This is a genomic window from Aquibacillus albus, assembly GCF_016908325.1.
Classification (GTDB): domain Bacteria; phylum Bacillota; class Bacilli; order Bacillales; family Amphibacillaceae; genus Aquibacillus_A; species Aquibacillus_A albus.
This window is the reverse complement of the sequence record NZ_JAFBDR010000009.1, coordinates 34,771-58,362: the sequence shown is the minus strand read 5'-3', so window position 1 is coordinate 58,362 and position 23,592 is coordinate 34,771. Positions and strand designations below refer to the sequence as shown.

Sequence of the window (23,592 nt, the reverse complement as noted above, 5' to 3'; positions counted from 1 at the left end):
CATTCTAATCAACCTCCATACTAAAAGAATTAATATATTAGATGAATGAAATCTTCTTTTGAGATTTTTCCTAGATAATGCGGAACATCGATTTCATTTAGCGCATCTTCAATGGATTGACGCTCATAACGAACATCCTTTAGCTTTTCCTCAAGGACCGAAATATCTCCTACACCAAAGAAGTCACCATAGATTTTACAGTTTTTAATAATCCCTTTATCTACATCTAGGCGAACATCTACTAAGCCAGCATCGAATTTATGCGAGTGCTGAATGTTAAATTTTGGAGATTTTCCGTAATTCCAGTCCCACTGCTGATAACGTTCTTTTGAAAGCTGATGAATATTTTCCCAGTCTTGCTCCGTTAATTTGTATTGTGGAACGTTATTTATATCATCGACATTAAAAATGTATTTTAAAATATGATCCTTAAAAGCATCCATCGTTATTTTTTCATCCATGAACTCTGAAATATTTGCAACACGACTACGAATTGATTTAATTCCTTTAGACTTAATTTTTTCTGTTTTCACATTCAAAGCAGATACGACGTGTTCAATCTCAGAATCAAACATTAACGTACCGTGACTAAACATACGACCACGTGTGGTGAATTGGGCATTTCCGGAAATTTTTCGACCATCAGCGACAAGGTCATTTCTTCCTTTTAATTCAGCTGGTACACCTAGTTCCTTCAACGCTTCTACAACTGGCTGTGTGAATTTAGCAAAATTGTGAAAGCTGTCACCGTCATCCTTCGTAATAAAGCTAAAGTTTAAGTTACCTAAGTCATGGTATACTGCTCCACCACCAGATAACCGACGTACAACGTGAATGCCGTTATCCTCTACATAGTTCGTATTAATTTCCTCAATTGTATTTTGGTTTTTACCAATAATAATTGACGGTTCATTAATATAGAATAGTAAATATGTGTCTTCTTCCCCAAAATTTTTCAACACGTATTCTTCAATCGCTAAATTAATATGCGGATCTGTTATTCCTTCATGATCGATAAACTTCACGATAAAAACGCTCCTTTTAGTAAACGAGATATTTCATAGTAAGTATAATAGATACTACTAATCGAGGCAATTTTCATCGTTTAATATGATTGCCACACAAGACCTTCTTCTGCTAGTAGAACAGGACCATCAAAGTACTTCATTGATTGATGAATCAATTGTCGGCGATCTCCAAAGTGTGGATGATGACTTAATATCATTTCGTTTACTTCTGCTCTTTTTGCAATTTCGGCACATTGTTTACTATTCAAATGTCCAGCATTAGTCCCATCTTGATCTTCATAAAAGCTACACTCTGTCAGCAACAAATCTGCACCCTTACTAAATGGTATCAGTCCATCCATATAGCTTGTATCAGCTGTATAAACAATTTTATGTTGACCATCTGTGATACGCATCGCATAACAAGGTACTGGATGATTCGTTTTCAAAAACGTTAATTCAAAAGGCCCTACCCTTAATTTTTGATTTGGATCATAGGCAATTCCTTTCGTAAATTGATGGGTTAGTTTTTGAAATGCCTCCTGATCCTCTGCATGTCCATAAATAGGCAATATTTGCGAAGTTTGATGTATGGAATTCTGAACAAGCCAGCTGTACTGCAACACACCAATATCAGCAATATGATCATGATGATAATGCGATAATATCACAGCATCTAACTCCATGATTTGTGTAAAGGACGGAAGACGAGATAATGCTCCACTACCGCAATCGATCAAACAGCTAAATCCTTCCTTTTCAAGTAAAAAGCAGGAGGTAGCACTCCCTTGTTCAGGATATGCTCCCCAATAACCGATAATCGTTAATTTCATAACGTCATTCCTTTCTTTATATGAAAAATTAGGCGTTTGTTCTAATACAGACTATTGATTATTTTTTGTTGTTATAATACAATATAATTACAACAGTTATATGGAGGGATAACATTGGTTAACGTCCTAGAATTTTTCCGAAACCTACCTCGAAAGAAGTGTTTTAATTGTGGGAATCCAATTGATGAAAAGGCAGATTGCTATAGCAATTTGTGCGACAATTGTGACCACCCAGCTAGATAAATTAAAACTCCAGATGTATCCCATTGATGTTTCAGAGTAATGGGCTGATCCCAAGCATTCACAGGTAGTTAATCCCCCACAATGATTTTCAGCGCGGGGGGGATAGCTATCTGTTCATACTGGATACATTTCATCAAAGTAGCTTTTTTAACAAGCTACTTTTTTGTACTTTCAGCTTTATAAGTTAAGTCGATAGAAAGTATAACTAAAACTTCGACTTTCGTTATAAAATTGGGACGGTTGTCGAGTTTTTCTAATTTGTCTCTTATTTTTCATAGTATCTACAGTTATTTCTATTTACAAACAAATCAGCTAGATAGAAAAATAGCAATTTTTTAAATATTCCTTTTACGTGATAGAATGAAATTAGATACAGCTTTTCATTATTTCGTCTTTTAATAGTTCTGCTCGAATGATTCGCAATTTATAATGAGGTGAAATGTATGTTTCGAGATATTAAACTAGCTCAGTTACAAGATCTTCAACAAAATCAAACAATAGCTTTAATCGATGTCCGCTCCCCATCTGAATATAATCATTCCACTATTCCTGGAAGCATCAATATTCCAGTCTTTTCAGATGAAGAAAGAGCAGAAGTAGGATCATTATATAAGCAAGTAAGTGCCGAGGCTGCAAAGGAACGAGGACTTGAAATCATGTCAAAAAAATTGCCAGCCTTTATAAAAGCATTTAGAGATATCCCTAATCCAAAGGTTGTTTACTGTTGGCGAGGAGGAATGCGAAGTAAAACGGCAGCAACTCTAGTTGATTTAATCGGTATCCCAGTTTATCGGTTAGACGGCGGCTTCCGGTCTTATCGTCAATGGGTCGTTGATACATTAGAAACGATAGATTTTCAAGCCGATGCTTTTCTATTAAATGGTTACACGGGAACAGGAAAAACGATAATGTTACAGAAACTGAAAGAGGAATCGTATCCAGTAGTAGACCTTGAGGGCATGGCCAATCATCGCGGATCTATTTTCGGACAAATTGGCCTGAATCCTCACAATCAAACTACCTTTGATTCACTATTACTAGAACGCTTGCTACCTTTAATAGACTCACCATATGTATTATTTGAAGCCGAAAGCAAGCGAATTGGAAAAGTAATGCTCCCTGACTTTTTACGAAAAACGAAAGAAGAAGGGCTACAAATATTTGTTGAGATGCCAATTGAAGAACGGATAAAGAATATATTGGACGAGTACGAGCCGTGGAACTATCATGAAGAATGTTTGCATGCTTATGGTCTTATAAAAAAGCGCATTCATACACCAGTAGCAAAAGAAATTGAAAATGATCTACACAATCAAAATTATTCTAGTGCAGTTCATCAATTGCTAGAATATTACTATGATCCTCTTTATGATTATACAAGAAAGCAGTACCCAACTAATCAATCGATTACCATCAAGGCCGATGATGTTGACGATGGTGTACAAAAGGTAAAAGAGGTACTTGAGAGTGTGCATGTGATGTAGAATCAGAGGGAGTCTGACTACTCTCTCTTCTGGTGTGATTATGCACTCTCATCTTTAAAGCGGATATGAGCAGACATACTAAAACATCTCATGGGGAAACCCCATGAGATGTTAATCATTTAAATATTCGATGACATTACGAACTGCTGCTGTTCCTTGGTCAATACAGTCTGGAATTCCAATACCGCGATATGAGTTACCTGCCAAGTAGACACCTGGTAAGTGTTCTGTCATTTGTTCTGTTATCTTATCCATTCGATTCTTGTGTCCAACCGAATATTGTGGCATCGCATCTTTCCAGCGAGAAACAATCGAAAACAGTGGTTTGTCGGTAATATTCATAATTTTATTTAAATCGTTTAAAGCAATTTCAACAATTTCATCATCGGATAAATCGACGACACCTTCGTCACCAGGCTTCCCTACATAACAACGAAGTAATGCTTTTCCTTCTGGAGCAGTTGTTTCCGGCCACTTTTTGTGTGTCCACGTACATGCTGTAATCCGATAATCATTGTTCCTTGAAACAACAAATCCTGTTCCATCCACATCTTTTTTGATTGCGGACTGATCAAAAGCAAGCGCAACATTCGCTACAGAGGTTGCAGCCATTGCTTTTAACGGCTCTAAAAATTCGTATTGACTCAACATGCGTTGGGTTGTAAAGAATGGAGTAGCTAATATTACCGCATCAGCCTTATACACTTCTCCATTTCCTAACAACAAATGATAGTTCGTTTCTTTTCGCTCGATATGGTCAACAGTTACACCTGTTTGTACAGTGCCAGTTTCCAGACTCGCTTCGATACCTTCTACAATTGATTGTAAACCATTTTTCAAGCTATAAAACATGCTCCGCTTAGGCCCCTTCTTTTTGGGGACGGTTGCCTGTAAACCTTTAATCAAACTACCATACTCTTGTTCCAGCTTATAAAAGTTTGGAAAAGTTGCCATTAAGCTTAAATCATCAATGTCCCCAGCGTAAATACCCGAAAGCAGTGGCTCAACAAGGTTTTCAACTAATTCATCACCAAAACGTCTTCGAAAAAATTTCCCCAAAGACTGATCACTTGCCTCTTGACCTTTTGGTAAGAAAAAATCACCAGCAGCACGAATTTTACCCTTCATCGAAAAAATACTCGAGAATAAAAATGGACGCACCTCTGTTGGAATTCCCATAAAGGAACCGCTAGGCATTTTATGAAGTTTGTTATTTACTAAAATATAAGATTGTCCCGTACCATTTTTCACTAAGTCCTTTTCCATGCCAAGCTCTTTCACTAGATTTGTAGCCGACTGCTTCCGAATTAAAAATGAATCTGGTCCACGTTCAATCATGAAGCCATCTTTTTTTTCCGTCTTAATCTTTCCACCTAATTCATCACTTGCCTCAATTAAACGTACGGAATAAGGTAACTGCTTTTCGTTAATCTCTTTTTGCAAATAATAGGCTGCAGTTAATCCGGTAATCCCGCCACCAACTATCGCTATTTGCTTCTGACTATTCATGCGACACCTGTATGTTTACATTTTTCTATAACGACTTCTGCTAATGTTTCAATAAATTTAGGAGATGTGTTGGGCATTTCCGGACGGTAATAATTGGCTCCAAGCTCTTCACAAACGACCTTGCACTCATAATCATTGTCATACAACACTTCTAAATGATCAGCAACAAAGCCCACCGGTGCATATACGAAAGAACGGTATCCTTTTTCGTGATACAGATCTCTTGTTAAGTCTTGGACATCAGGACCTAGCCATGGATCTGATGTATTGCCTTCACTTTGCCAGCCAATTTCGTATTGTTTAATACCTGTTTTTTCAGAAATGAGCTGTGCAGTTGTTTTTAACTGATCAGGATATGGGTCTCCATTTTGGAGAATTTTTTCTGGCAGACTGTGCGCAGATACAATCAAAACAGCCTTGTCCTTTTCCGCTTCCGACATGTTATCGTATTCTGCTTGAATCGCATCCGCCCAATAATCAATAAAGCCTGGCGCGTCATACCAGCTTTCAACGGAATTAATCGTCGGTTTACCATGCTTTTCTGCTTCCGTTTGGGCACGTCCATTATACGATTTCACACTGAACGTTGAGTAGTGCGGCGCAAGTACAAGTGACACCGCTTCTTCAATCCCATCCGCAGCCATTTTCTGAACGGCATCCTCGATAAATGGTTCAATATGTTTTAGTCCTAAATAATAGACAAACTCCACCTCATCTTGAACCACGTTTAGTTTCGCTTCCAATGCTTCTGCTTGTTGCTTCGTAATTTTTGCTAATGGAGAAATCCCTCCGATTGCTTTGTATCTTTGCGTTAGATCCTCAAGTGCTTCGGGGGTTGGTTTTCTTCCATGTCGTATATCTGTATAATACCTTTCAATATCCTCTTCCTTATATGGCGTTCCATACGCCATTACAAGTAGGCCTACTTTTTTCTTGGCCATCTCACAACACTCCCCCTTAATTGTTTTTATTTAATGAGTAGTCATGAATGAATTTTGTTAATCTTTTTAATGTTGCTGGTTGAATTTCAGGTGTCACCCCATGACCTAAATTAAATACATGTCCAGGTTGTAACATCCCTTCATCAATAATTGCCTTCGCTCTTTCCTCAATAACATTCCAGTCTGATAGTAAAATCGCTGGGTCAAGGTTTCCTTGCAATGGCTTTGTTATTCCATTTTCTCTTGCCTCCGTAATCGACATCCGCCAATCAAGACCAAGCACATCTACAGGTAAATCATTCCACTCCTTTACTAGGTGACGTGCCCCAACGCCAAATAAGATCAGAGGTGCCCCCTCCTCTTTCAGCTCTGAAAAAATACGATGCATCACTGGTTTAATATAATAGCGATAATCTGCTTGATTTAAGGTTCCCACCCAGGAATCAAAAATTTGAATCGCACGCGCACCCACTTTTAACTGTGATTTTGCATAAGCAATTGTCATATCAGCAAGCTTGTCCATCAGTGCAAACCATGTTTCTTCGTCACTATACATCATCGCTTTTGTTTTATGGTAATTACGTGACGGTCCGCCTTCCACCATATAACTCGCTAACGTAAATGGAGCTCCACTGAAACCAATTAACGGAACTTCAAGCTGCTCCTCTGTCAACAAGCGAATCGTATCCAATACATATGGAACATCTGATTCAGGGTTAATGCTCCCAAGGTTATTAACATCCGAAAGTGTTTGAATTGGGTTATCAATCACTGGTCCAACCCCTGATTTTATGTCGACTTCTACCCCAATTGCAGGTAATGGAGACATTATATCCTTGTATAAAATGGCCGCATCTACCCCATATTGCTCCACTGGAAGTCTTGTAACATAAGCACAAAGCTCCGGTTGATGAGTAATTTCAAATAGCGAATATTTCTCTTTTAATTCGCGATACTCCTTTTGGGATCTTCCAGCTTGACGCATGTACCACACCGGTGTATATGTTGTTTTTTCGCCTTTAAAGGCCTTTAAGATCGTATCATTAAAATTTTTAGCCATGTACCGCTCATCCTTTTAAGTTTTCGTGCAAAAAGATAGCAATAGAGGAAATTTAATAGTTTTCTCTATTGTATTCTCCTTGAAGGTATGTCCTAATCGACATTTATCCGTTTTTTTCTAGTTATTCTATCATTCTAATCCATTCCATTAAACACTATACCCATATATTTTGTTTATGTATAGCAATTGATATGAAATGTCGATAATTTGTTAATATTAATAAAGAGGGACAATGGACCTGTCCCCTTGTCCCTTATATCTCCTCTTGATTCGAAGGTTCCCCGCGTTGATCCGTTAACGGATCATATGGTACAACGTGATACGTATGATTAGAGAAAATACTGACTTGATCAATGGTAAAGCTACCTTTCCCCTCTACTTCATCAATTTTTTCGCCATCCTCATAAATCTCGTAAATAATTCGTTCATCCCTCGCTGCCGTCCACGTTAATTCTCCTTTTACAAGAGATAAGCCTCCAAATCTATACCTTGCTTCTAAGTCGATAATTTTTGGTAGATGTCTGATTGGCTCAGCCAAATCCGTTATATTTTTTGGAACTTGAAAATTAGCAGTCAATGCTTGCTGTTTATCCAATTCGCTTAAGATATTTTTCGTTAAAATCGTAGGTGCAGCACTTCCCTTTGTTAAATAACGAGAAGCATCTGATTTGTCAAAGCCCATCCAAAGTGCTGTCACATAATCTGGATTCACACCAACAAACCAGGCATCCTTCACTTGTCCCTCTGCTAATGGATGTTGGGTTGAACCTGTTTTACCAGCCAACGCTTTTGCATATTCACCCTCGCTTCCGGTTCCATCCGTCACAACACTTTCTAACATTCTTACCATGTTCCAAGCAACCTCTGGTGAGAATACTTCTTGTTCATCTAAATCACCGCCATCCAGTTGCTCCCCTTCACGATTCTCTATTCGATCAATCGTATGTGCCTTTATCCATTGACCATTATGAATAAAAGGGCGATAGCTTTGTACTAGTTGGATTGGTGTTAAACCATTTTCCAGACCACCTAGCGCAATCGATAACCCTTTGTCTGGTAAAGAAATATCCATTTTTTCTAAATAGCTTTTACTATAACCAATACCGATTTGATCTAATAGCCAAACAGCAGGGGCATTTTTTGACTCTCTAATTGCATCATACATTGTAACGGTACCATCATACTGTCCATCCGCGTTCGCTGCCGTGTACCCGTCATAGCTATGTTGCTCATCCGCCAAAAACGTGTACGGCTGATAGTCTTCTAACATCATCGCAGGGCCATAAACAGCAAGTGGCTTCATGACAGATCCCGGCTGCCTCGGAATGACTGCTCGGTGTAAATCACCAAGCTGATATTTTCTCCCACCCAACACAGCTTCCAGCTTTCCACTTTCTTGATTCATGAGGACAAATGCCCCTTCAACTTCATTGGAAGACCCATAGAAATGGGTATCCTGTTGAAACTGCTCATAGGCGATTTGTTGTGCTTTTTTGTTCATGTTGACAACAATCTTATAACCGCCTCGCTTAAGCTCTGGCAACGTCAGTTGATATTTTTCTTCCGCTTCTTTGATCACCATTGCCAAATAATCATCAATCCACGGTTGATTCACTTCTTCTCTTTGTTGAACACCTAATGTCTTCCCTTGGTATTCAAGCATTTCATCCGTTTCGAGCATTCCGTACCTATTCATCTGTTCAAGCACTAAATCGCGCCTTTCCTTTGCCTTTTCAGGATTATGAAAAGGAGAGTACGTATTCGGTGCTTTTGACAGAGCTGCTAATAGTGCCCCTTCTTGAACGGTTAATGCTTCAACATTTTTTCCAAAATAAAAGTCCGATGCTGCACCCACGCCAAAAATGCCATGCGCAAAATAAATTTCATTTAAATACAGTTCCAGGATTCTTTTTTTACTAAAATTACGTTCTAGATAAATCGCAGCCATTACTTCCTTTGTTTTTCTCATCCACGTTTTCTCATTGGTAAGAAAAAGATTTTTAGCAAGCTGCTGTGTAATTGTGCTGCCACCTTCTGCTTTTTGCATGGATATAACATCCCGATATAATGCTCGAGCAACAGACGGAAATGAAACACCTGCATGATCATAAAAACGACGGTCCTCTATCGCTAAAAATGCTTGCTCCACATGTTCTGGTATTTGCTCTATCGTTACAGGCATCCGATTTTCCTCATATAGTAATCCAACTTTTTCTTGATCCTCTGTAACGATGGTTGTTGTTGCAGGAAGAATCAACTGTTTTTCATCAAATACAAATCGTCCACCGAATATAATAAATAAATAACCTAATATACTTAATAATAAAGTTGATCCTGTAATTATAATTGGCCACTTTAATCTAATAACCCATGACGGTAACTTTTCTATTATTCTCAATACCGCTTCACCTCTTATGATTTCAATGTGTGTAGAAAATTGCCACACAGCATTGTACTATTATACGATAGTTAAATAGGAACTTAAAGAAAAGTTAAAGTGGATTAATTTTGAAAAGATTTGTCCACTCTAGTGAAAGAGTGACATAGAAAGGGGTATGCTATGAATGCCTATATGACCAATGGAAGCTTAGCGTTTTTATTGAAAATGAAGGAACAACACACAGACAAAGACATTTACTTAATGAACGGAACGGATACAACACTCGCTTACTATGAAGATCGTGAATCTACCTTTTTTGAAACGGCTAGACAATATGAAATTGTCCTATCAACAGGGGATTTGCAGGAAGATGGCTATGTCGTAATGAATAACATTCCAGTTACAGATGAAGGCCGACCTATTTTTGAGCATCAATTTAAAAGCCGTGCAGGGATCATTGATGGGACACCTGGATTTTATGCGCTGCGTGTGCTTCGACCAATACGCGGAAATACGTATGTTGTTATGGTTCAATGGGAAGATCAGGCAAGCTATGAAAAGTGGAAGAATTCAGAAGCGTTTGCAAAGTCTCACAAAAAAGATAAAAAAACAAAAGAAAAACCACCTTATGCTGCTGGTCCGTCTTATGTAACAACATATCATTTGGCTGATTTGGAGGAAGATGCTTAAAAAAGATCGGGCGGAATGCCCGATCCTTTTTTTATTTGTCCTTTTATCATATGAACGATGATTAACTTTCATCTGTTAGTACATTTGCTTCAAAAAATTCTTCAAAATTAGCTTTCGGTTGTTCCCCACTAATTCGGGCAACCTCTTCGCCACCCTCATAGTGTACAATCGTTGGAGTACCTTCGATGCCGAATCCTCCCCATGCTTCTTCAAACTCCAATAAATTTAATTTTTTCATATCAATACCCAAATCTTTTGTCATCGGTACAACGATTGGTGTTGTATTCTGACAATGCACACATGTAGGGCTATAAAAATAAACAGTTACTGCTTCGTTGTTATTAATCTTCGTTTCCAATTCATCTGGTAAGATTTGATTCTCATAAAGCGGATCATCTAATTGATCAATTGTTGCTTGATTTAACGTTTCTTTCCCAAACGGGTTACCTTCTGCTTGTTGCTTGTTTTGATAATTGGCGACAAAGCCTAATGCTACAAATAATAGCAAAAGTACGACTCCAAATATAATCATATTTTTTTTCATCATTTTATCTCCTTTGCTGTAAAATTAATGTTATGTGTAATCCAAAAACAACGACGAATCCAATAAACGCCAAAAACGGTATTGTAATGAATCCAAAATAATTAATATACTCCATATTGCACGGAATAGCCCCACAAGCCGCACCAGCTTCATGCAAAGTAGGAACTTTTTGCAGCAAGTAATGATAGGCAGAAACGAGTATCCCTATTCCACTTAAAAATAATCCTGGCAGGGCAATTGAAAAATCTCTTTTATATAGAGAAGTTCCATAAATGAATACAAGTGGATACATTAAAATTCGCTGATACCAACAAAGCTCGCATGGTATAAAACCCAATATTTCTGAAAAAAATAGACTACCTAGTGTAGCAACTAAACTTTGTGCCCATATGATAAATAATATAATTTCTTTGATTTTTAGCTCGTTTGCCATGTAACAAGTCCTCTCTTTCTCCAACCATCCATATTATACAAGGGTTATTATAGAAAAACAAAGATAATTTTTTACAGAACAAAAGCGGTATAGATTTCATCACCTATACCGCTTTCGAATAATTTTTATTTTTTGAATAAACCATTTTTATGCGCATAAACCGCCGCCTGTGTACGGTCATGTACATCCAACTTACTAAGAATGTTACTAACGTGTGTTTTTACTGTTTTAATACCTATATACAGCTTTTCTCCTATCTCTTGGTTTGTCAAGCCCTCTCCGATGCACAATAACACTTCTAGTTCTCGTTCTGTCAATTGCTCATGTGGTTTATTCATTTGAGAACGAAAGCTCGTCATCATCTTATTCGCTACTTTTGATTCAATGACTGTTTCGCCCTTATACGCTTTTTTAATTGCTTCAGCAATCGCATCTGCAGAAGATGTTTTTAACATATAGCTAAAAGCACCTGCTTCTAACGCAGGAAATACCTGTTCATCATCGTAATAGCTTGTAAGAATAATAACCTTACAGTTTGGAACGTGTTCCATAATTTTTTTCGTTGCATCAATACCTGTTCCATTTTCCATTATTAAATCCATAAGCACAACATCAGGCTTTGTTTCTATGGCAACATTTGCCCCCTCATTACCACTTGATGCTTGCCCAACAATCTCTAACTCTGGCTCTGTCATCAAATAAGAAATAACCCCTTTTCTTACTACATCATGATCATCAACCACAACTACACGAATCATCGCCGAAAACTCCCCTTCCCAATTTCACGAACTTCAATGCTTCAAATCGTTCGTTGTCTTTCAACTAGCTCTTCTATAATGGAATTCGAATATCTATATGTGTTCCTTCCCCTTGCTTAGAACGGATAGCAAATGTTCCGCCTATTTCTTCACTACGTTCCTTCATTGTCTTAAGTCCATAAGATGTCTTTTTTTGTTGGTCTGACTCTATATCAAACCCTTTTCCGTTGTCTGCAATATGTGTAAATAACTCATTGCTTCGTTTCACTATTTCTACGGTTACCTCACTAGCATCAGCATGTCTTAATGTATTCGATAACGACTCTTGAACGATTCGAAACAAATGCTCAGCCTTTGACTCCGATAACTCATCCACTTCTTCTATTTGAATATGGAAGTCAATCTGACATTTTTGCTTTAATTCGTCAACAAGCTGTTGAATACCTACTCGAAGGGGCTCACCAGATAGATGAACGGGGCGTAAATGCAATAGTAAAGCTCGCATTTCGGTTTGCGCTTTTAATGCCGTTGAAGAAATATCCTTCATTTGTTCCTTTGCTTGCTCTGGGTTTCGGTCAAATAAGCGCAAACTGGCTTGAGACATCATTGTTAAGGCAAACAATTGCTGACTAACCGCATCATGTAAATCACGTGCTAACCGTTGCCTTTCCTCTATCGTTGCCGCCTTATGAGCTGTTTTAGCAAATTCGGCTTTTTCGTCAGCCAAACGCTGCAAAGACTTCACTTGACTCTGCATTTTTTCACCCAACTCATTAAGCTCTGAACCAATCCTCGCTATTTCATCATCGTCATTATCATAAACGCGCGAAGAATAATTCCCTCTAGCAAGCTGAGCTATTAAGACAGATAAATAGTCTAACCGTTCCTTCATATCTCCGCTCGATTTAAATCCAATATAAAAGGAAAAGATGAACGCCAAAAACACATATAATAGACTAAATAAAAAAATACTGGGAGCACTTAACCAATTTGGTTGAAATAAGACATGAATGGATAAAAGAATAGCTAATAGAGTTACTGTAGTTAAAAATAAGCTGTATAAATGAGATCGTATATATGCATAACGAATCGTGTTTAAGCGTTTTAACAAGACCTTCCCCCCTTATACTCTGTCGACTCGAATGGACCCAGCTTTTAAGTTTAGATACATATTAAGCTTTCTCGTTGAATCCGCGTAATTAGGCGTTACATAAGTAATTTCTCGATTGATTCCCTCTGCACTCTGGCCAAGAACATAAATATCTCCTGCTTTCACATGGGCTTCAAGAGAAAAATCTACATTTTCAGGCATTAAAATACGAATATCTCCAGCCCAGCCTTGAATGCTAATCGGAATTTCTTTGTCTGGTATAAAAGCTTTCGTGAAATCAATATGATAATCTCCTACTGCATTCCACAATTCCATCGGTTCAACTTTCCAGTTAGGGGTATTAAATTTATGGTCACCGATCGCAAATTTTTGTTTTTTACCATACACCTTTTCTGTTTTTTTATAATCATCAGAATCAAAAATAAATTGAAACTTTTTTTGCTTTTGCTTTTTATCCGATGAACCAAACAGATTAAAACCAATGTAAACAATAAGTAACGGCCATAACTTGTAAATATCCCAGAAGTTAAATCGCAATATGTCAAAACGGTCCAGTAGAATTAATCCACCAAAAATCACCAGAAAAGAGCCGGCTGATAGCCCACCTTTTCCTTTAAAACCTTCCCACAACCATTTACATCCTAATAAAACAAAAAATGCCGGATAAATATAAAACCAAGCCTCAGCAAACTCCCATGTAACAACACCAACATTCGTTAGAACTAAAGCAATTCCCAATAATATGATAATAATAGCAATTATATTTCTTAGGAAATTATTTTTCATTACCACTTCACCCTTTATCGATACTTCTAACTATATTCGTATCCGGAATAGAAAATCCTTTTTTACCCCGACTAAAACAACATTATATTTAAAAGAGGATATCTCTTCTCTCCTACTCGACTATCTACTCTATCGTCATTCTAATTATAAATGAGGATCCATTTAGTTGTAACAATCGACAGAAGGGTTTTATCTCCGTCTCTAGTCTGATGACAAATAGGATATTAAGTTTGCCATTTCCTAATTAACTGATAAAGACTAATCCATAAAATAAGAAAAACAGCTCCAAACGCATATCCCGCTAATACATCAGATAAATAATGAACACGAATAATATACCGACTCATTCCAATAAACAAAATTAATAGTATTCCAATCACATGAATCGACACTGCAATCGAAGTTGAACGAACATAACTTACTAGAAAATAAATCATCACACCATAAGTAATTAAAGATACCATCGCATGACCAGAAGGAAAGCTATAACCTACACCTTCCGCTTCAGCCAATATTCTCGGACGCTCACGGGCTACAACATATTTAATCCAAAAGTTTGCTTTATACCCTAACAACAAGCCGGCAATACACATGATGCTAGCTAACCAATCTTTTGTATATATCCATAAACCAATTGCAAACGCAACCGTAAAAGGAATTAAAAAAGATCCGGAACCAAGCTCTGTTATCCAGCGAAAAATGGAAAATATAAGTGATTGCTCTAACGCTACAGCAGCGGGAGCTGACCACTGATCGAGTAATGGCATGTCCGTATTTATCACGCTTAATGTTAAAAAGCTACTTGTTACCAGAGCTAAAACAAACATAGATACGACAAAATACCGAAGTCTTCTATTCATACAATCTCTCCTTGAAATGCAATGTACTCGTTCATTATATGTTCTCAAATTACAATTAATAAATAGTTTTCTTATGGAAAGCGTTCTTTGTTTTTGGCTTTGTTAAAAGATCGTGTTGATATTTAGTATAATTTTGACTCCTAAAACAAGCCTAATTCTATGATATAATGAGTAAAGAATGTCTTAAGGGAGGATTGCACTTTGTGGGATAAACTTCTAGATGAAATTAATAAACACTACGATGAAATGGTTGAAATGAGAAGGTATTTACACCAATACCCGGAACTATCCTTTCAAGAAGAAAAAACGGCAAAATTTATTGCTGATACATATGAAAAATTGGGAATTCCTTACCAAACCAAGGTTGGTGGTAATGGCGTTGTTGCTACATTAGAAGGAGCTAAGTCAGGAAAGAAAGTGGCGCTCCGTGCTGATTTTGACGGGTTACCAATTCAAGATGAAAAAGATGTTCCCTATAAATCTAAAGTGGACGGCGTTATGCATGCATGTGGGCACGATGGACACACCACAACCCTGCTTACGATAGCGAAAGTAATGAAAAAGTATCAGACTGAATTACCTGGAACAATCGTTTTTGTTCACCAACATGCAGAAGAGTTAGCACCAGGTGGGGCGAAACCGATTGTTGATTCCGGTATATTAGATGATGTAGATGCAGTCTTCGGTACACACCTTTGGACCAATACGCCATATGGTGTTGTTGAAACTTCTCCAAGAGAGTTTATGGCAGGGGCTGACCGATTTACAATTACAATACAAGGTAAAGGTGGACATGGTGCCATCCCACATCAGACAAAGGATGCGATTGTTATCGGTTCACAGCTAGTCACAAATTTACAGCAAATTGTTAGCAGAAGAGTAGATCCTCTAAATACAGCTGTTATTACGATTGGTACTTTTAATGCGGGGACTACCTTTAATATTATTGCAGATACGTGCACAATTACTGGAACTGTCCGTACCTTTGATCCAGAGTTACAAGACTCCATCATCGAGGAAATGGAAAAAATTATTAAAGGAACGTGTACGGGATATGATGCATCATACGATTTTAATTATGAAAAAGGATACCCTCCTGTCGTCAATCATCCAAAAGAAGCAGCTTTAGTTCTACGAGCAGCAAGTGAAGTTGACGGTGTTGAAAAAGCAGAAGAGGTTGTACCAAGCATGACAGGTGAAGATTTTTCTTATTATCTATTGAAAAAACCAGGTGCCTATTTCTTTACTGGTGCTCAAAAAGAGGGGCATTTTTACCCACATCATCACCCGAAATTTGATATTGATGAAAGAGCGATGGCATTAGCTGCAAAAACATTAATTCATACGGTTGAATTATATCAAAAGGACAATAATTAATAAGAAGAACCGGGCTGGTTGCCTGGTTCCATTTTTTTTGACAGCTTTTATTTTGTTTAGATTTTCGATATGACTGAAACATATTCGGTTTTTGAAACAACTCACCACTCAAGTGATTCACGAAATCAATCCAAACCAAGCTTTCACTTTTTTAATAGCCTTAATCGATACATGTTCATTGCGGCTTCCCCAAGCTGATCTAGGAGCTGCCGATTAACAATAGCACCAACAACAGCTCCAAAACCAGGGATTAATTGCAGCATCTTTACAAAATCAATCGTATCCCGATATTCCAATTGCAATGTTTTCCAGTCAACTTCTTTCCAAAGTCGTTGTTCTTTTTCCCAATTATTTAAGATTTGCATTACTTCTCTCTGCTTTTCTTCACTAGAAAATGCCAGCATAAAAACGTGTAATAAATACATCCGTTCTTGATAATCCTTCACGTTATAACCGTAAATTTGACCAATATCAAACAGCAGCTTCATTTTAATGCTGAGCAATAGCGGAAAGTCCGCAGCACCTAACCATAAACCTCCAGCCCCAGTTCCAGCACCTTCTAGCATTGCGGTTTGTTTATATTGCTTGATCCGCTCTCGTATAACACTTTCGCGTTCCTCTAACCTCCATGCTTGATTAACATCAATCACTCGAATATAAGAAGACGTTGTCAGAGCTAATTCAATCATTTTTTTGATGCTTTCAGTTACAATCGTATGAATTCTATTCGGAATCTTTTGATTTACTTTTGTTTGGATTTTTTTCGTGGATCGTTTAATAATTGAAGCTCTTCTCTGCAACGACTTTTCATAGCGTAATGCCTCACGTAATGCTTGTTGCTCATAAACCGATTCCATAGGACAACCCCTTACGTCAACCGTTTCATTACATATCCGTAAACAAACAAATAACTAAATAGGCACCCACCTATTAACACGACGAACAAACCGCCTAAGTTTCCAATTAGTGCAAATAACAGACCAAAGAAAACGGTTTGAATAATTAATAGCTGCATCAACCATTTTATGATTGCTTGTTTCCTCCATGCTAACTTTAAAGGATACAAATCTAACCAAGCAACCGTTCGATGGTGCTGCCATAAGGTCATTAGTTGAAAACCACTCAAATATAAAAATAAAATACTAAGAATAATCTTCATCCAAAAGTTTGGAATATAGATGATACAAAGTCCGCCAATAACAGCAAGACGTACATACATTCCTAAATAGTCCCCACCCCGAATCGAAGTTATCCGATACAAATAATCAAAGGATTTTTCCCGTTTAAATGGTACATTACCGATAGATAAATGCACCAGCCAATGTCGTTTTTTCGTTTGTGTTTTCAAATGTGGAACATCCGTAAACATGTTCGCTATTCGATAAAAGGTGTACATGCGAGCTCGGTCTTTTTCCACCAGTAAATCCCAAACAATTCCCGCTTGTTGCTTGGACAGGAAATAATCATAAGCAATGAAAAGAAATAACACGAGAGTAAGGATGGCAGCTAATAATAGCTCACCTTTAATAAAGAAATAAAAAATAACAATATTCAATATGACTCTTAAGGTAAGATCTATTCCTCTCGTTTTTACATCTCTAATTTTTAACATCCACCAATTAGCTACCAAGTTCCAAATTTTAATGACGACTAAAAGCACCATTGCTAATAAGTAATGTTTGGATGATTGATTAGGATAAGAAGCAAAGAATAACGGGCCTAAAGCAGCTGAAGTCAATAGGATTAAGTATAGCTGAATGATAAAACTATAAAATAAAGCATATAAAAAATAACGTCCCATTTTATGTTCTGCAGGTAACAAAAAAACTAAATCCGGCTGCTTCAACAACGTACGAACAGGGCTATAGCTAGCAACAATCCCAAACAACACACCAATGATAGCAGCAGTAGGAAAATCCTCAGGAATTTCAACTAACCATTGCTGATAATAATACGTTAGTGCTGATACGAAAAATAACATTGCAACAACAAGATGACCATTAAATATATATTTTAAATAACGGCTGGTTTCTTTTAAATGAGAAGAGAGACGATCTTTAAAAAAGGTTTGTGAATCAAACATATTCATCTTCCTTCGTTAGTTGAACATATATATCGTCCAAACTCGCAGTCGGCATATGGAATTGTTTTTGCAGCTCGTTCAAAGTCCCTTGTGCTTTTATTTTCCCGTCATGCAAAATAATGAAGCGATCACAATAGCGCTCTGCTGTAGCAAGTATATGAGTGGACATCAATACTCCGGATCCTTTTTCCTTCATTTCATTCATAAGCTGTAAATAAGACTGTATTCCTAATGGATCTAGTCCAACGAATGGTTCATCAACAATATATAATTTCGGTTCGACTAAGAATGCACACATGATCATTACTTTTTGGCGCATTCCTTTCGAAAAATGAATCGGAAACCATTTCAACTTACTTTCGAGACGAAACTCTTTTAACAACGGCTTTAACCTTTTTTCAAAATCCTCTTCTGCAATATTATACGCCATTGCTGTTAACCGAAGATGCTCATACAACGTTAGCTCATCATATAACAATGGCATTTCTGGAATATAAGAAAAGTTACTCCGATACGTATCCGGAGATTCTTGAAACGTTTTTCCATCAATGGACACTTTACCTTTTTTGGGCTGCATCAAACCGATTATATGTTTTATGGTTGTACTTTTACCTGCTCCATTTAAACCGATTAAACCGACTATTTCGTTTGGATATACGTCAAAAAAAATGCCATGCAGTACATTCTTATGTGTGTATCCTCCCTGTAAATTTTCAATATGTAATAAAGGTTTCAACACTTTGTCCCCTTTCTAAAAACTCATACGTAGCATATGATTTAAATTTTATCATTTTCACCTTAATTTGCCAAAATAAACCCTGAATAGATGAAGGGTAAACTGTCCATAATATGTACTGAAGGAGTTGGACAAAAGCTTATCATTCACGATCATCAATGAGTGGTTATCCACGAAATGAGGTGTCGGTGAAAGATCATCAATTGCTTTAGAAACCGAAAGTAAACACTTTAGCCAAATGAGGTGTTGACGAAAGGTTACCAACTTGAAAATCAGATGAATCATTCCCCTGGTTCAAAATGATAAACAAGATGTAGCAAGATGAAGCTAATCCTCTCCTTCAAGAGCGGGTTGTCCCACAGTGGAGCGCTAGGCTTCAAAGTGGGGCAACCCCATTTTTGTTTTCACTTTACATCCTGCTTCTTAACTAGATAAAATAATAGTAACATTTAAAAAGGAGCGAGTTATTTTATGAGTGCTGATTGCTTATTTTGTAAAATTGCCAATGGTGAAATCCCCTCGGCAAAAGTATATGAGGATGAACACGTTTATGCTTTCCTTGACATTAGTCAAGTAACAAAAGGGCATACCCTGATTATCCCAAAGAAACATGCTAAAGACATTTATGAAACGCCCGAAGATACAGCAGAACAACTATTTAGTCGAGTTCCAAAGCTAGCAAATGCGATTAAGCAGGCGTACCAACCGTTAGGTCTTAACATCCTAAATAATAACGAGGAAACTGCTGGTCAATCCGTTTTCCATTTACATATACACCTAATTCCGCGCTACGGAAACGGAGATGGATTTGGAGCAGTTTGGAAAACAAACAACGATGCTTATACGCAAGAAGACCTTTCACAAATTGCAAGTGAAATAAATAAACAGATATAAGAGCGTGAGGGGTCAGACCCCCCTATTTTAGATACATCAAGTTTATGCTTACATATCATCAACTAGAAGGGTACATCATCATTCTGTTTTATTAAATTTCATGTTTTTTCTCAAAAAAATACGAGAAAATAGTATAATAAAGAGAGAAAGGAGTGGAAGCGATGGTAAGTGGAAAATCTTTACTACTCGGTTTTATAACAGGGGGACTTGTTAGTGCTACTGCAACTCTTCTCAGTACTCCAACGTCAGGCAAAAAACTGCGAAACCAAGCAAGATATCGTAGTGAAGAGATCGTGCATTCATTTGAAAAAATAAAGAATGATGGTCTGCAAATCACTGATCAGTTAGCAAAGACGTCAAAAGAAGGTGTTTCATTGCTTAAGGATTTATCGGCAGAAATGAAAGCCTCAATAGAAAGTTGGAAAAATACGATTGCACCACACCAAAAAAACATCCAAACATACTTAACACAAATTGAACAAAGCCTAAAAGAACTAGAGGAAAAAACAAAACAACAGAATGCGGAAGCAGAGAATAACTAATTTAAATGTTTGATATATTTAAGTAAAACAAAAGGTGTTCCTAGTTAGGAACACCTTTTGTTTGTATATTTTATTCTAAACCAGCTACCCACTCATCAACTTTGTCTTGATTTTCTTCTACCCATGCTGCAGCAGCATCTTCTGGAGAAGCACCATTAGATACTTCTAGCATAATTGATTCCATGTCTGCAGATGTCCAATTAAATTGATCTAAAATTTGGTAAGCTGCCGGGCTATCTTCTTGAAGTCCCTCGCGAACCATTGTTCCAATGTATTCTTCTCCACCAAATGAGCCTTCTGGATCCTCTAAATATTTAAGATCATATTTAGCGAATTTCCAGTGCGGCGTCCAACCAGTAACAGCTATTGCCTCTTCACTGTCAATTGCTTCACCAAGAGCAGTTGCCATTGCACCACTAGAAGAAGTTTGTACTTCCCAGCCTTCAAGTCCATAATCCTCAATGGATTGTTCAGCCGCTTGTACTACACCAGATCCTGCTTCAATACCAGTTATCTTGCTATCAAACTCCTCAGCATAATCAGCTAAATCACCAATAGTAGTTGCTTCTACATATTCAGGTACAACTAGACCAATTTTTGCACCAGATAGGTTTTCACCTAAGTCTACTAAACTATCTTTATGTTCTTCATAAAGATCTCCGTGTGTTCCTGGTAACCATGCAGCAACCATACCATCTGCTTCACCTTGAGCAACTGACTGCCACATAAGAGCATTATCAATCGGAGTGATTGTTACATCATAACCTTGGTTTCTGAGTACTTCTGCAATCACATTCGTAGAAGCAATTTCAGAATCCCATTCCACATAAACAAGCTCTAACTCTTCTTCACCTAGCGCTACGCCTTCACTACCTTCTTCTTCGCTTCCAGTATCTTCATTCGTTTCTTCATTGGTCTCTTCATTCGTTTCTTCGGTAGTATTTTCACCGTCAGCATTACCGTTATCCTCTGCTTCTTCCTCTTCTGCACTGCCACAGGCAGCTAATACTAAAGTAAGTACTAGTACGGCTACGAGCCCTAATTGTTTCCATGTTAATTTTAACATAAGAATAAATTCTCCCCTTTTCTTTAATTTATTTCTTTAATATATGGTTAACTTTTCCACTGAAAAGTTTCCAGCTACTCTTTACTTCTTCTTTTCTGTATTTAAATTTTGTGTGAATCTGTCAATAATAATGGCAAGGATTACAATCCCTATTCCTGCTACAAAGCCAGGACCAACTTGTGCACGCTGAAGGGCAGATAATACTTCTCTTCCAAGTCCTGGTGAACCAATCATCGAAGCAATTACTACCATCGATAAGGACAGCATCACTGTTTGGTTGATACCTGCCATGATTGTGCGTTTCGCCATTGGAAGTTCCACTTTAAATAACTTTTGTGAACCAGTACTACCAAATGCATCTGAAGCCTCCACTAACTCCTTCGATACCTGCCTAATACCTAAATTAGTAAAACGAACCGTTGGAGGTGTGGCAAAAATGACAGAGGCAAAAATCCCCGGAACCATTCCAATACCGAAAAATGCAACAGCTGGTATTAAATACACAAAAGCTGGCATTGTCTGCATAAAATCAAGTATCGGTGTAATAATGGATTCTGCTGTTCTACTTTTAGACATTAAAATACCAAAAGGCACTCCAATAATTACAGCTAAAATACTTGCTACTAAAACAAGAGCAAATGTAAACATTAATTCTTCCCAAAGCTCTTGGTTATAGATAAGCCACAATCCAATTAAAGAAAATATAGGTAAACCAACTCGTTTCCCACTTATAAAAAAAGCTGCAATTACTACAATTAAAATAACTATGATTGGTGGAATAGCTGCTAATTTATCTGAAAACCAATCCATAAAGTTTCCGAGTTGATTTTTAATTGGATTAAATAAAAATGAAAATGTATCTGTAATCCAATCGGTAAAAGCACTTACTGCTTCAGCTATTTTTATCTTTTCCATAAAATCAAGCATTACTTAACTTCACCTCTCCCTCACCTGCAAGGGCCGCAATAACTGCACCCCGAACAATAATCCCGAATAACTTGCCATCTTCTACGACAGCAATAGGAATAGGAGAATCATAGATAACTTCAAAAATATCATTCATAGAAGTATCCTTTTTTACTGTAGGGACGTCTGTTCTCAAAATTTCATTTAAATCACGAATTTCGTTTTTACGAGCATCGGAAGCATCATCAGCAGTGACATATCCTTTTAAATTACGTTTTCCATCCGTTACATAAATACTGGATATTCCTTCATCCTTCATTCGTTCCAAAGCAACTCTTGGTCCATGTTTTTCGATATTAATCGTTTCAGGACGCTTCATGATATGTTCTGCCGTTAATACTTTCGAGCGATCGACATCTTCTACGAATTTCTCCACATAGTCATTTGCAGGGTTCACTAAAATTTCTTCTGGAGAACCAATTTGGACGATAGAACCGTCTTTCATTAAGGCAATTCGATCACCAATTCGTAATGCCTCATCCAAATCATGTGTAATAAATATAATTGTTTTCTTCATATTAGCTTGTAAATCTAGTAATTCATCCTGCATGTCCTTACGAATAAGTGGATCAAGTGCAGAAAAGGCCTCATCCATTAATAATACTTCTGGATCATTTGCTAGTGCTCTGGCAAGACCAACCCTTTGCTGCATTCCACCCGATAATTGTTCTGGATACTGGTTAATATAATCTCCTAGGCCAACCAGTTCTAAAGATTCTTTTGCTTTTTTAGTTTGTTCGTTTTTCTCCAGGCCTTGAATTTCCAATCCAAATCCTGCGTTCTCTAAAATGGTTCGATGTGGAAATAAAGCAAACTTCTGAAATACCATACTCATTTTTTCTCTACGTACTTTTCTTAATGTTTGTTTGTCTACTTTGGCAAGATCCTCTCCATCAACAAGCACACTTCCTTCGGTCGGTTCAATCAGTCGGTTTAACAATCGAACAAGTGTTGATTTACCACTACCAGAAAGCCCCATAATAACAAATACTTCGCCTTCTTCTACTTCAAACGACGCTCGATTAACCCCAACTGTACAGCCCGTCTGCTTTAAAATTTCATCCTTCGTTGTACCCTTATCTAGCAATTTCTTTGCTTGATTTATGTTTTTGCCGAAGATTTTTGATAGACCTTCTACTTTTATAACCGGCAATATGTTCACCTCTCTTGCATACTTTATTGGACAGTTTACATTACCTCTTTTTCATAAAAGATAAACCATTTTCATATGTAAAGCTATGGAACGAACAATTACATCCACCTTTCATACTATATCTCTTTTACCACAT

The 23,592-nt window shown here is 37.3% G+C and carries 24 protein-coding genes; 6 read left to right on the top strand and 18 right to left on the bottom strand.

What is annotated here, in order from left to right; genetic code table 11:
• Positions 1 to 29: 29 nt before the first annotated feature.
• Both JOC48_RS09595 and JOC48_RS09590 read right to left on the bottom strand, forming a co-directional pair.
• Complete coding sequence (locus JOC48_RS09595) at positions 30 to 1,025, bottom strand: lipoate--protein ligase (protein ID WP_204499115.1); 996 nt, start codon at positions 1,023 to 1,025, stop codon at positions 30 to 32.
• Between the two features lie 80 nt (positions 1,026 to 1,105).
• Complete coding sequence (locus JOC48_RS09590) at positions 1,106 to 1,840, bottom strand: MBL fold metallo-hydrolase (RefSeq protein WP_204499113.1); 735 nt, start codon at positions 1,838 to 1,840, stop codon at positions 1,106 to 1,108.
• A 114-nt stretch (positions 1,841 to 1,954) separates the two neighbouring features.
• Here JOC48_RS09590 and yhfH point away from each other — a divergent pair, with 114 nt between their 5' ends.
• Both yhfH and mnmH read left to right on the top strand, forming a co-directional pair.
• Positions 1,955 to 2,083 (top strand): protein YhfH, encoded by a 129-nt coding sequence (yhfH, locus tag JOC48_RS09585; protein ID WP_204499111.1) that lies wholly within the window; start codon positions 1,955 to 1,957, stop codon positions 2,081 to 2,083.
• Between the two features lie 443 nt (positions 2,084 to 2,526).
• On the top strand, positions 2,527 to 3,567 hold the full coding sequence (gene mnmH / locus JOC48_RS09580; protein WP_204499109.1) for a tRNA 2-selenouridine(34) synthase MnmH: 1,041 nt from the start codon (positions 2,527 to 2,529) through the stop codon (positions 3,565 to 3,567).
• Between the two features lie 111 nt (positions 3,568 to 3,678).
• Here mnmH and hemY read toward each other — a convergent pair whose 3' ends face one another.
• The 4 genes from hemY to JOC48_RS09560 all read right to left on the bottom strand — a co-directional run bounded on the left by hemY (position 3,679) and on the right by JOC48_RS09560 (position 9,475).
• Entirely contained in the window at positions 3,679 to 5,076 is a 1,398-nt protein-coding gene (hemY, locus tag JOC48_RS09575; RefSeq protein WP_204499107.1) for a protoporphyrinogen oxidase, read from the bottom strand.
• The gene (gene hemH / locus JOC48_RS09570) at positions 5,073 to 6,017 is read right to left on the bottom strand and encodes a ferrochelatase (RefSeq protein ID WP_204499105.1); all 945 of its coding nucleotides are present in this window, start codon (positions 6,015 to 6,017) and stop codon (positions 5,073 to 5,075) included. Before hemH ends, hemY begins: the two co-directional genes overlap by 4 nt.
• Before the next feature lie 16 nt (positions 6,018 to 6,033).
• The gene (hemE, locus tag JOC48_RS09565) at positions 6,034 to 7,077 is read right to left on the bottom strand and encodes a uroporphyrinogen decarboxylase (protein WP_204499103.1); all 1,044 of its coding nucleotides are present in this window, start codon (positions 7,075 to 7,077) and stop codon (positions 6,034 to 6,036) included.
• 253 nt (positions 7,078 to 7,330) lie between these two features.
• Positions 7,331 to 9,475: a transglycosylase domain-containing protein gene (locus JOC48_RS09560; protein ID WP_239584287.1), complete on the bottom strand. Its 2,145-nt coding sequence runs from the start codon at positions 9,473 to 9,475 to the stop codon at positions 7,331 to 7,333.
• Positions 9,476 to 9,637: 162 nt separating this feature from the next.
• Here JOC48_RS09560 and JOC48_RS09555 point away from each other — a divergent pair, with 162 nt between their 5' ends.
• A complete protein-coding gene (locus tag JOC48_RS09555) occupies positions 9,638 to 10,147 on the top strand; it encodes an antibiotic biosynthesis monooxygenase family protein (protein ID WP_204499101.1) in 510 nt (169 codons plus the stop codon).
• Positions 10,148 to 10,208: 61 nt separating this feature from the next.
• Here the strand turns inward: JOC48_RS09555 and JOC48_RS09550 are convergent, their stop codons facing one another.
• The 6 genes from JOC48_RS09550 to JOC48_RS09525 all read right to left on the bottom strand — a co-directional run bounded on the left by JOC48_RS09550 (position 10,209) and on the right by JOC48_RS09525 (position 14,639).
• Positions 10,209 to 10,691, bottom strand: a complete 483-nt coding sequence (locus JOC48_RS09550; RefSeq protein WP_204499099.1) for a thioredoxin family protein — start codon at positions 10,689 to 10,691, stop codon at positions 10,209 to 10,211.
• Between the two features lie 4 nt (positions 10,692 to 10,695).
• Positions 10,696 to 11,124, bottom strand: a complete 429-nt coding sequence (locus tag JOC48_RS09545) for a disulfide oxidoreductase (RefSeq protein WP_204499096.1) — start codon at positions 11,122 to 11,124, stop codon at positions 10,696 to 10,698.
• A 125-nt stretch (positions 11,125 to 11,249) separates the two neighbouring features.
• Complete coding sequence (locus tag JOC48_RS09540) at positions 11,250 to 11,882, bottom strand: response regulator (protein ID WP_204499094.1); 633 nt, start codon at positions 11,880 to 11,882, stop codon at positions 11,250 to 11,252.
• A gap of 73 nt (positions 11,883 to 11,955) precedes the next feature.
• Complete coding sequence (locus tag JOC48_RS09535; RefSeq protein ID WP_204499092.1) at positions 11,956 to 12,993, bottom strand: sensor histidine kinase; 1,038 nt, start codon at positions 12,991 to 12,993, stop codon at positions 11,956 to 11,958.
• 12 nt (positions 12,994 to 13,005) lie between these two features.
• On the bottom strand, positions 13,006 to 13,779 hold the full coding sequence (gene liaF, locus JOC48_RS09530; protein ID WP_204499090.1) for a cell wall-active antibiotics response protein LiaF: 774 nt from the start codon (positions 13,777 to 13,779) through the stop codon (positions 13,006 to 13,008).
• 224 nt (positions 13,780 to 14,003) lie between these two features.
• Positions 14,004 to 14,639 (bottom strand): phosphatase PAP2 family protein, encoded by a 636-nt coding sequence (locus tag JOC48_RS09525; protein WP_204499088.1) that lies wholly within the window; start codon positions 14,637 to 14,639, stop codon positions 14,004 to 14,006.
• A gap of 201 nt (positions 14,640 to 14,840) precedes the next feature.
• Here JOC48_RS09525 and JOC48_RS09520 point away from each other — a divergent pair, with 201 nt between their 5' ends.
• Positions 14,841 to 16,016 carry a M20 metallopeptidase family protein gene (locus JOC48_RS09520; RefSeq protein ID WP_275580733.1) on the top strand — a complete coding sequence of 392 codons (1,176 nt, stop codon included), beginning with the start codon at positions 14,841 to 14,843 and terminating at the stop codon, positions 16,014 to 16,016.
• Between the two features lie 143 nt (positions 16,017 to 16,159).
• Here the strand turns inward: JOC48_RS09520 and JOC48_RS09515 are convergent, their stop codons facing one another.
• The 3 genes from JOC48_RS09515 to JOC48_RS09505 are packed head-to-tail and all read right to left on the bottom strand — an operon-like array spanning position 16,160 to position 18,835.
• Entirely contained in the window at positions 16,160 to 16,873 is a 714-nt protein-coding gene (locus JOC48_RS09515; RefSeq protein ID WP_204499086.1) for an EcsC family protein, read from the bottom strand.
• Between the two features lie 11 nt (positions 16,874 to 16,884).
• Entirely contained in the window at positions 16,885 to 18,099 is a 1,215-nt protein-coding gene (locus tag JOC48_RS09510) for an ABC transporter permease (protein WP_204499084.1), read from the bottom strand.
• The gene (locus JOC48_RS09505; protein WP_204499082.1) at positions 18,092 to 18,835 is read right to left on the bottom strand and encodes an ABC transporter ATP-binding protein; all 744 of its coding nucleotides are present in this window, start codon (positions 18,833 to 18,835) and stop codon (positions 18,092 to 18,094) included. The genes JOC48_RS09510 and JOC48_RS09505 overlap by 8 nt, the downstream gene beginning before the upstream one ends.
• 471 nt (positions 18,836 to 19,306) lie before the next feature.
• Between JOC48_RS09505 and JOC48_RS09500 the strand changes: the two genes are divergently transcribed.
• Together JOC48_RS09500 and JOC48_RS09495 are read left to right on the top strand one after the other, a co-directional pair.
• Complete coding sequence (locus JOC48_RS09500; RefSeq protein WP_204499079.1) at positions 19,307 to 19,729, top strand: HIT family protein; 423 nt, start codon at positions 19,307 to 19,309, stop codon at positions 19,727 to 19,729.
• 161 nt (positions 19,730 to 19,890) lie between these two features.
• Positions 19,891 to 20,271, top strand: coding sequence for a YtxH domain-containing protein (locus JOC48_RS09495; protein WP_204499077.1), 381 nt, complete (start codon positions 19,891 to 19,893; stop codon positions 20,269 to 20,271).
• Positions 20,272 to 20,341: 70 nt separating this feature from the next.
• Here JOC48_RS09495 and JOC48_RS09490 read toward each other — a convergent pair whose 3' ends face one another.
• From JOC48_RS09490 to JOC48_RS09480, 3 genes are all read right to left on the bottom strand, one after another.
• Positions 20,342 to 21,337, bottom strand: coding sequence for a glycine betaine ABC transporter substrate-binding protein (locus JOC48_RS09490; RefSeq protein WP_204499076.1), 996 nt, complete (start codon positions 21,335 to 21,337; stop codon positions 20,342 to 20,344).
• Positions 21,338 to 21,418: 81 nt separating this feature from the next.
• On the bottom strand, positions 21,419 to 22,264 hold the full coding sequence (locus JOC48_RS09485) for an ABC transporter permease (RefSeq protein WP_204499075.1): 846 nt from the start codon (positions 22,262 to 22,264) through the stop codon (positions 21,419 to 21,421).
• Positions 22,257 to 23,456, bottom strand: coding sequence for a quaternary amine ABC transporter ATP-binding protein (locus tag JOC48_RS09480; protein ID WP_204499074.1), 1,200 nt, complete (start codon positions 23,454 to 23,456; stop codon positions 22,257 to 22,259). Before JOC48_RS09480 ends, JOC48_RS09485 begins: the two co-directional genes overlap by 8 nt.
• Between the last annotated feature and the right edge of the window lie 136 nt (positions 23,457 to 23,592).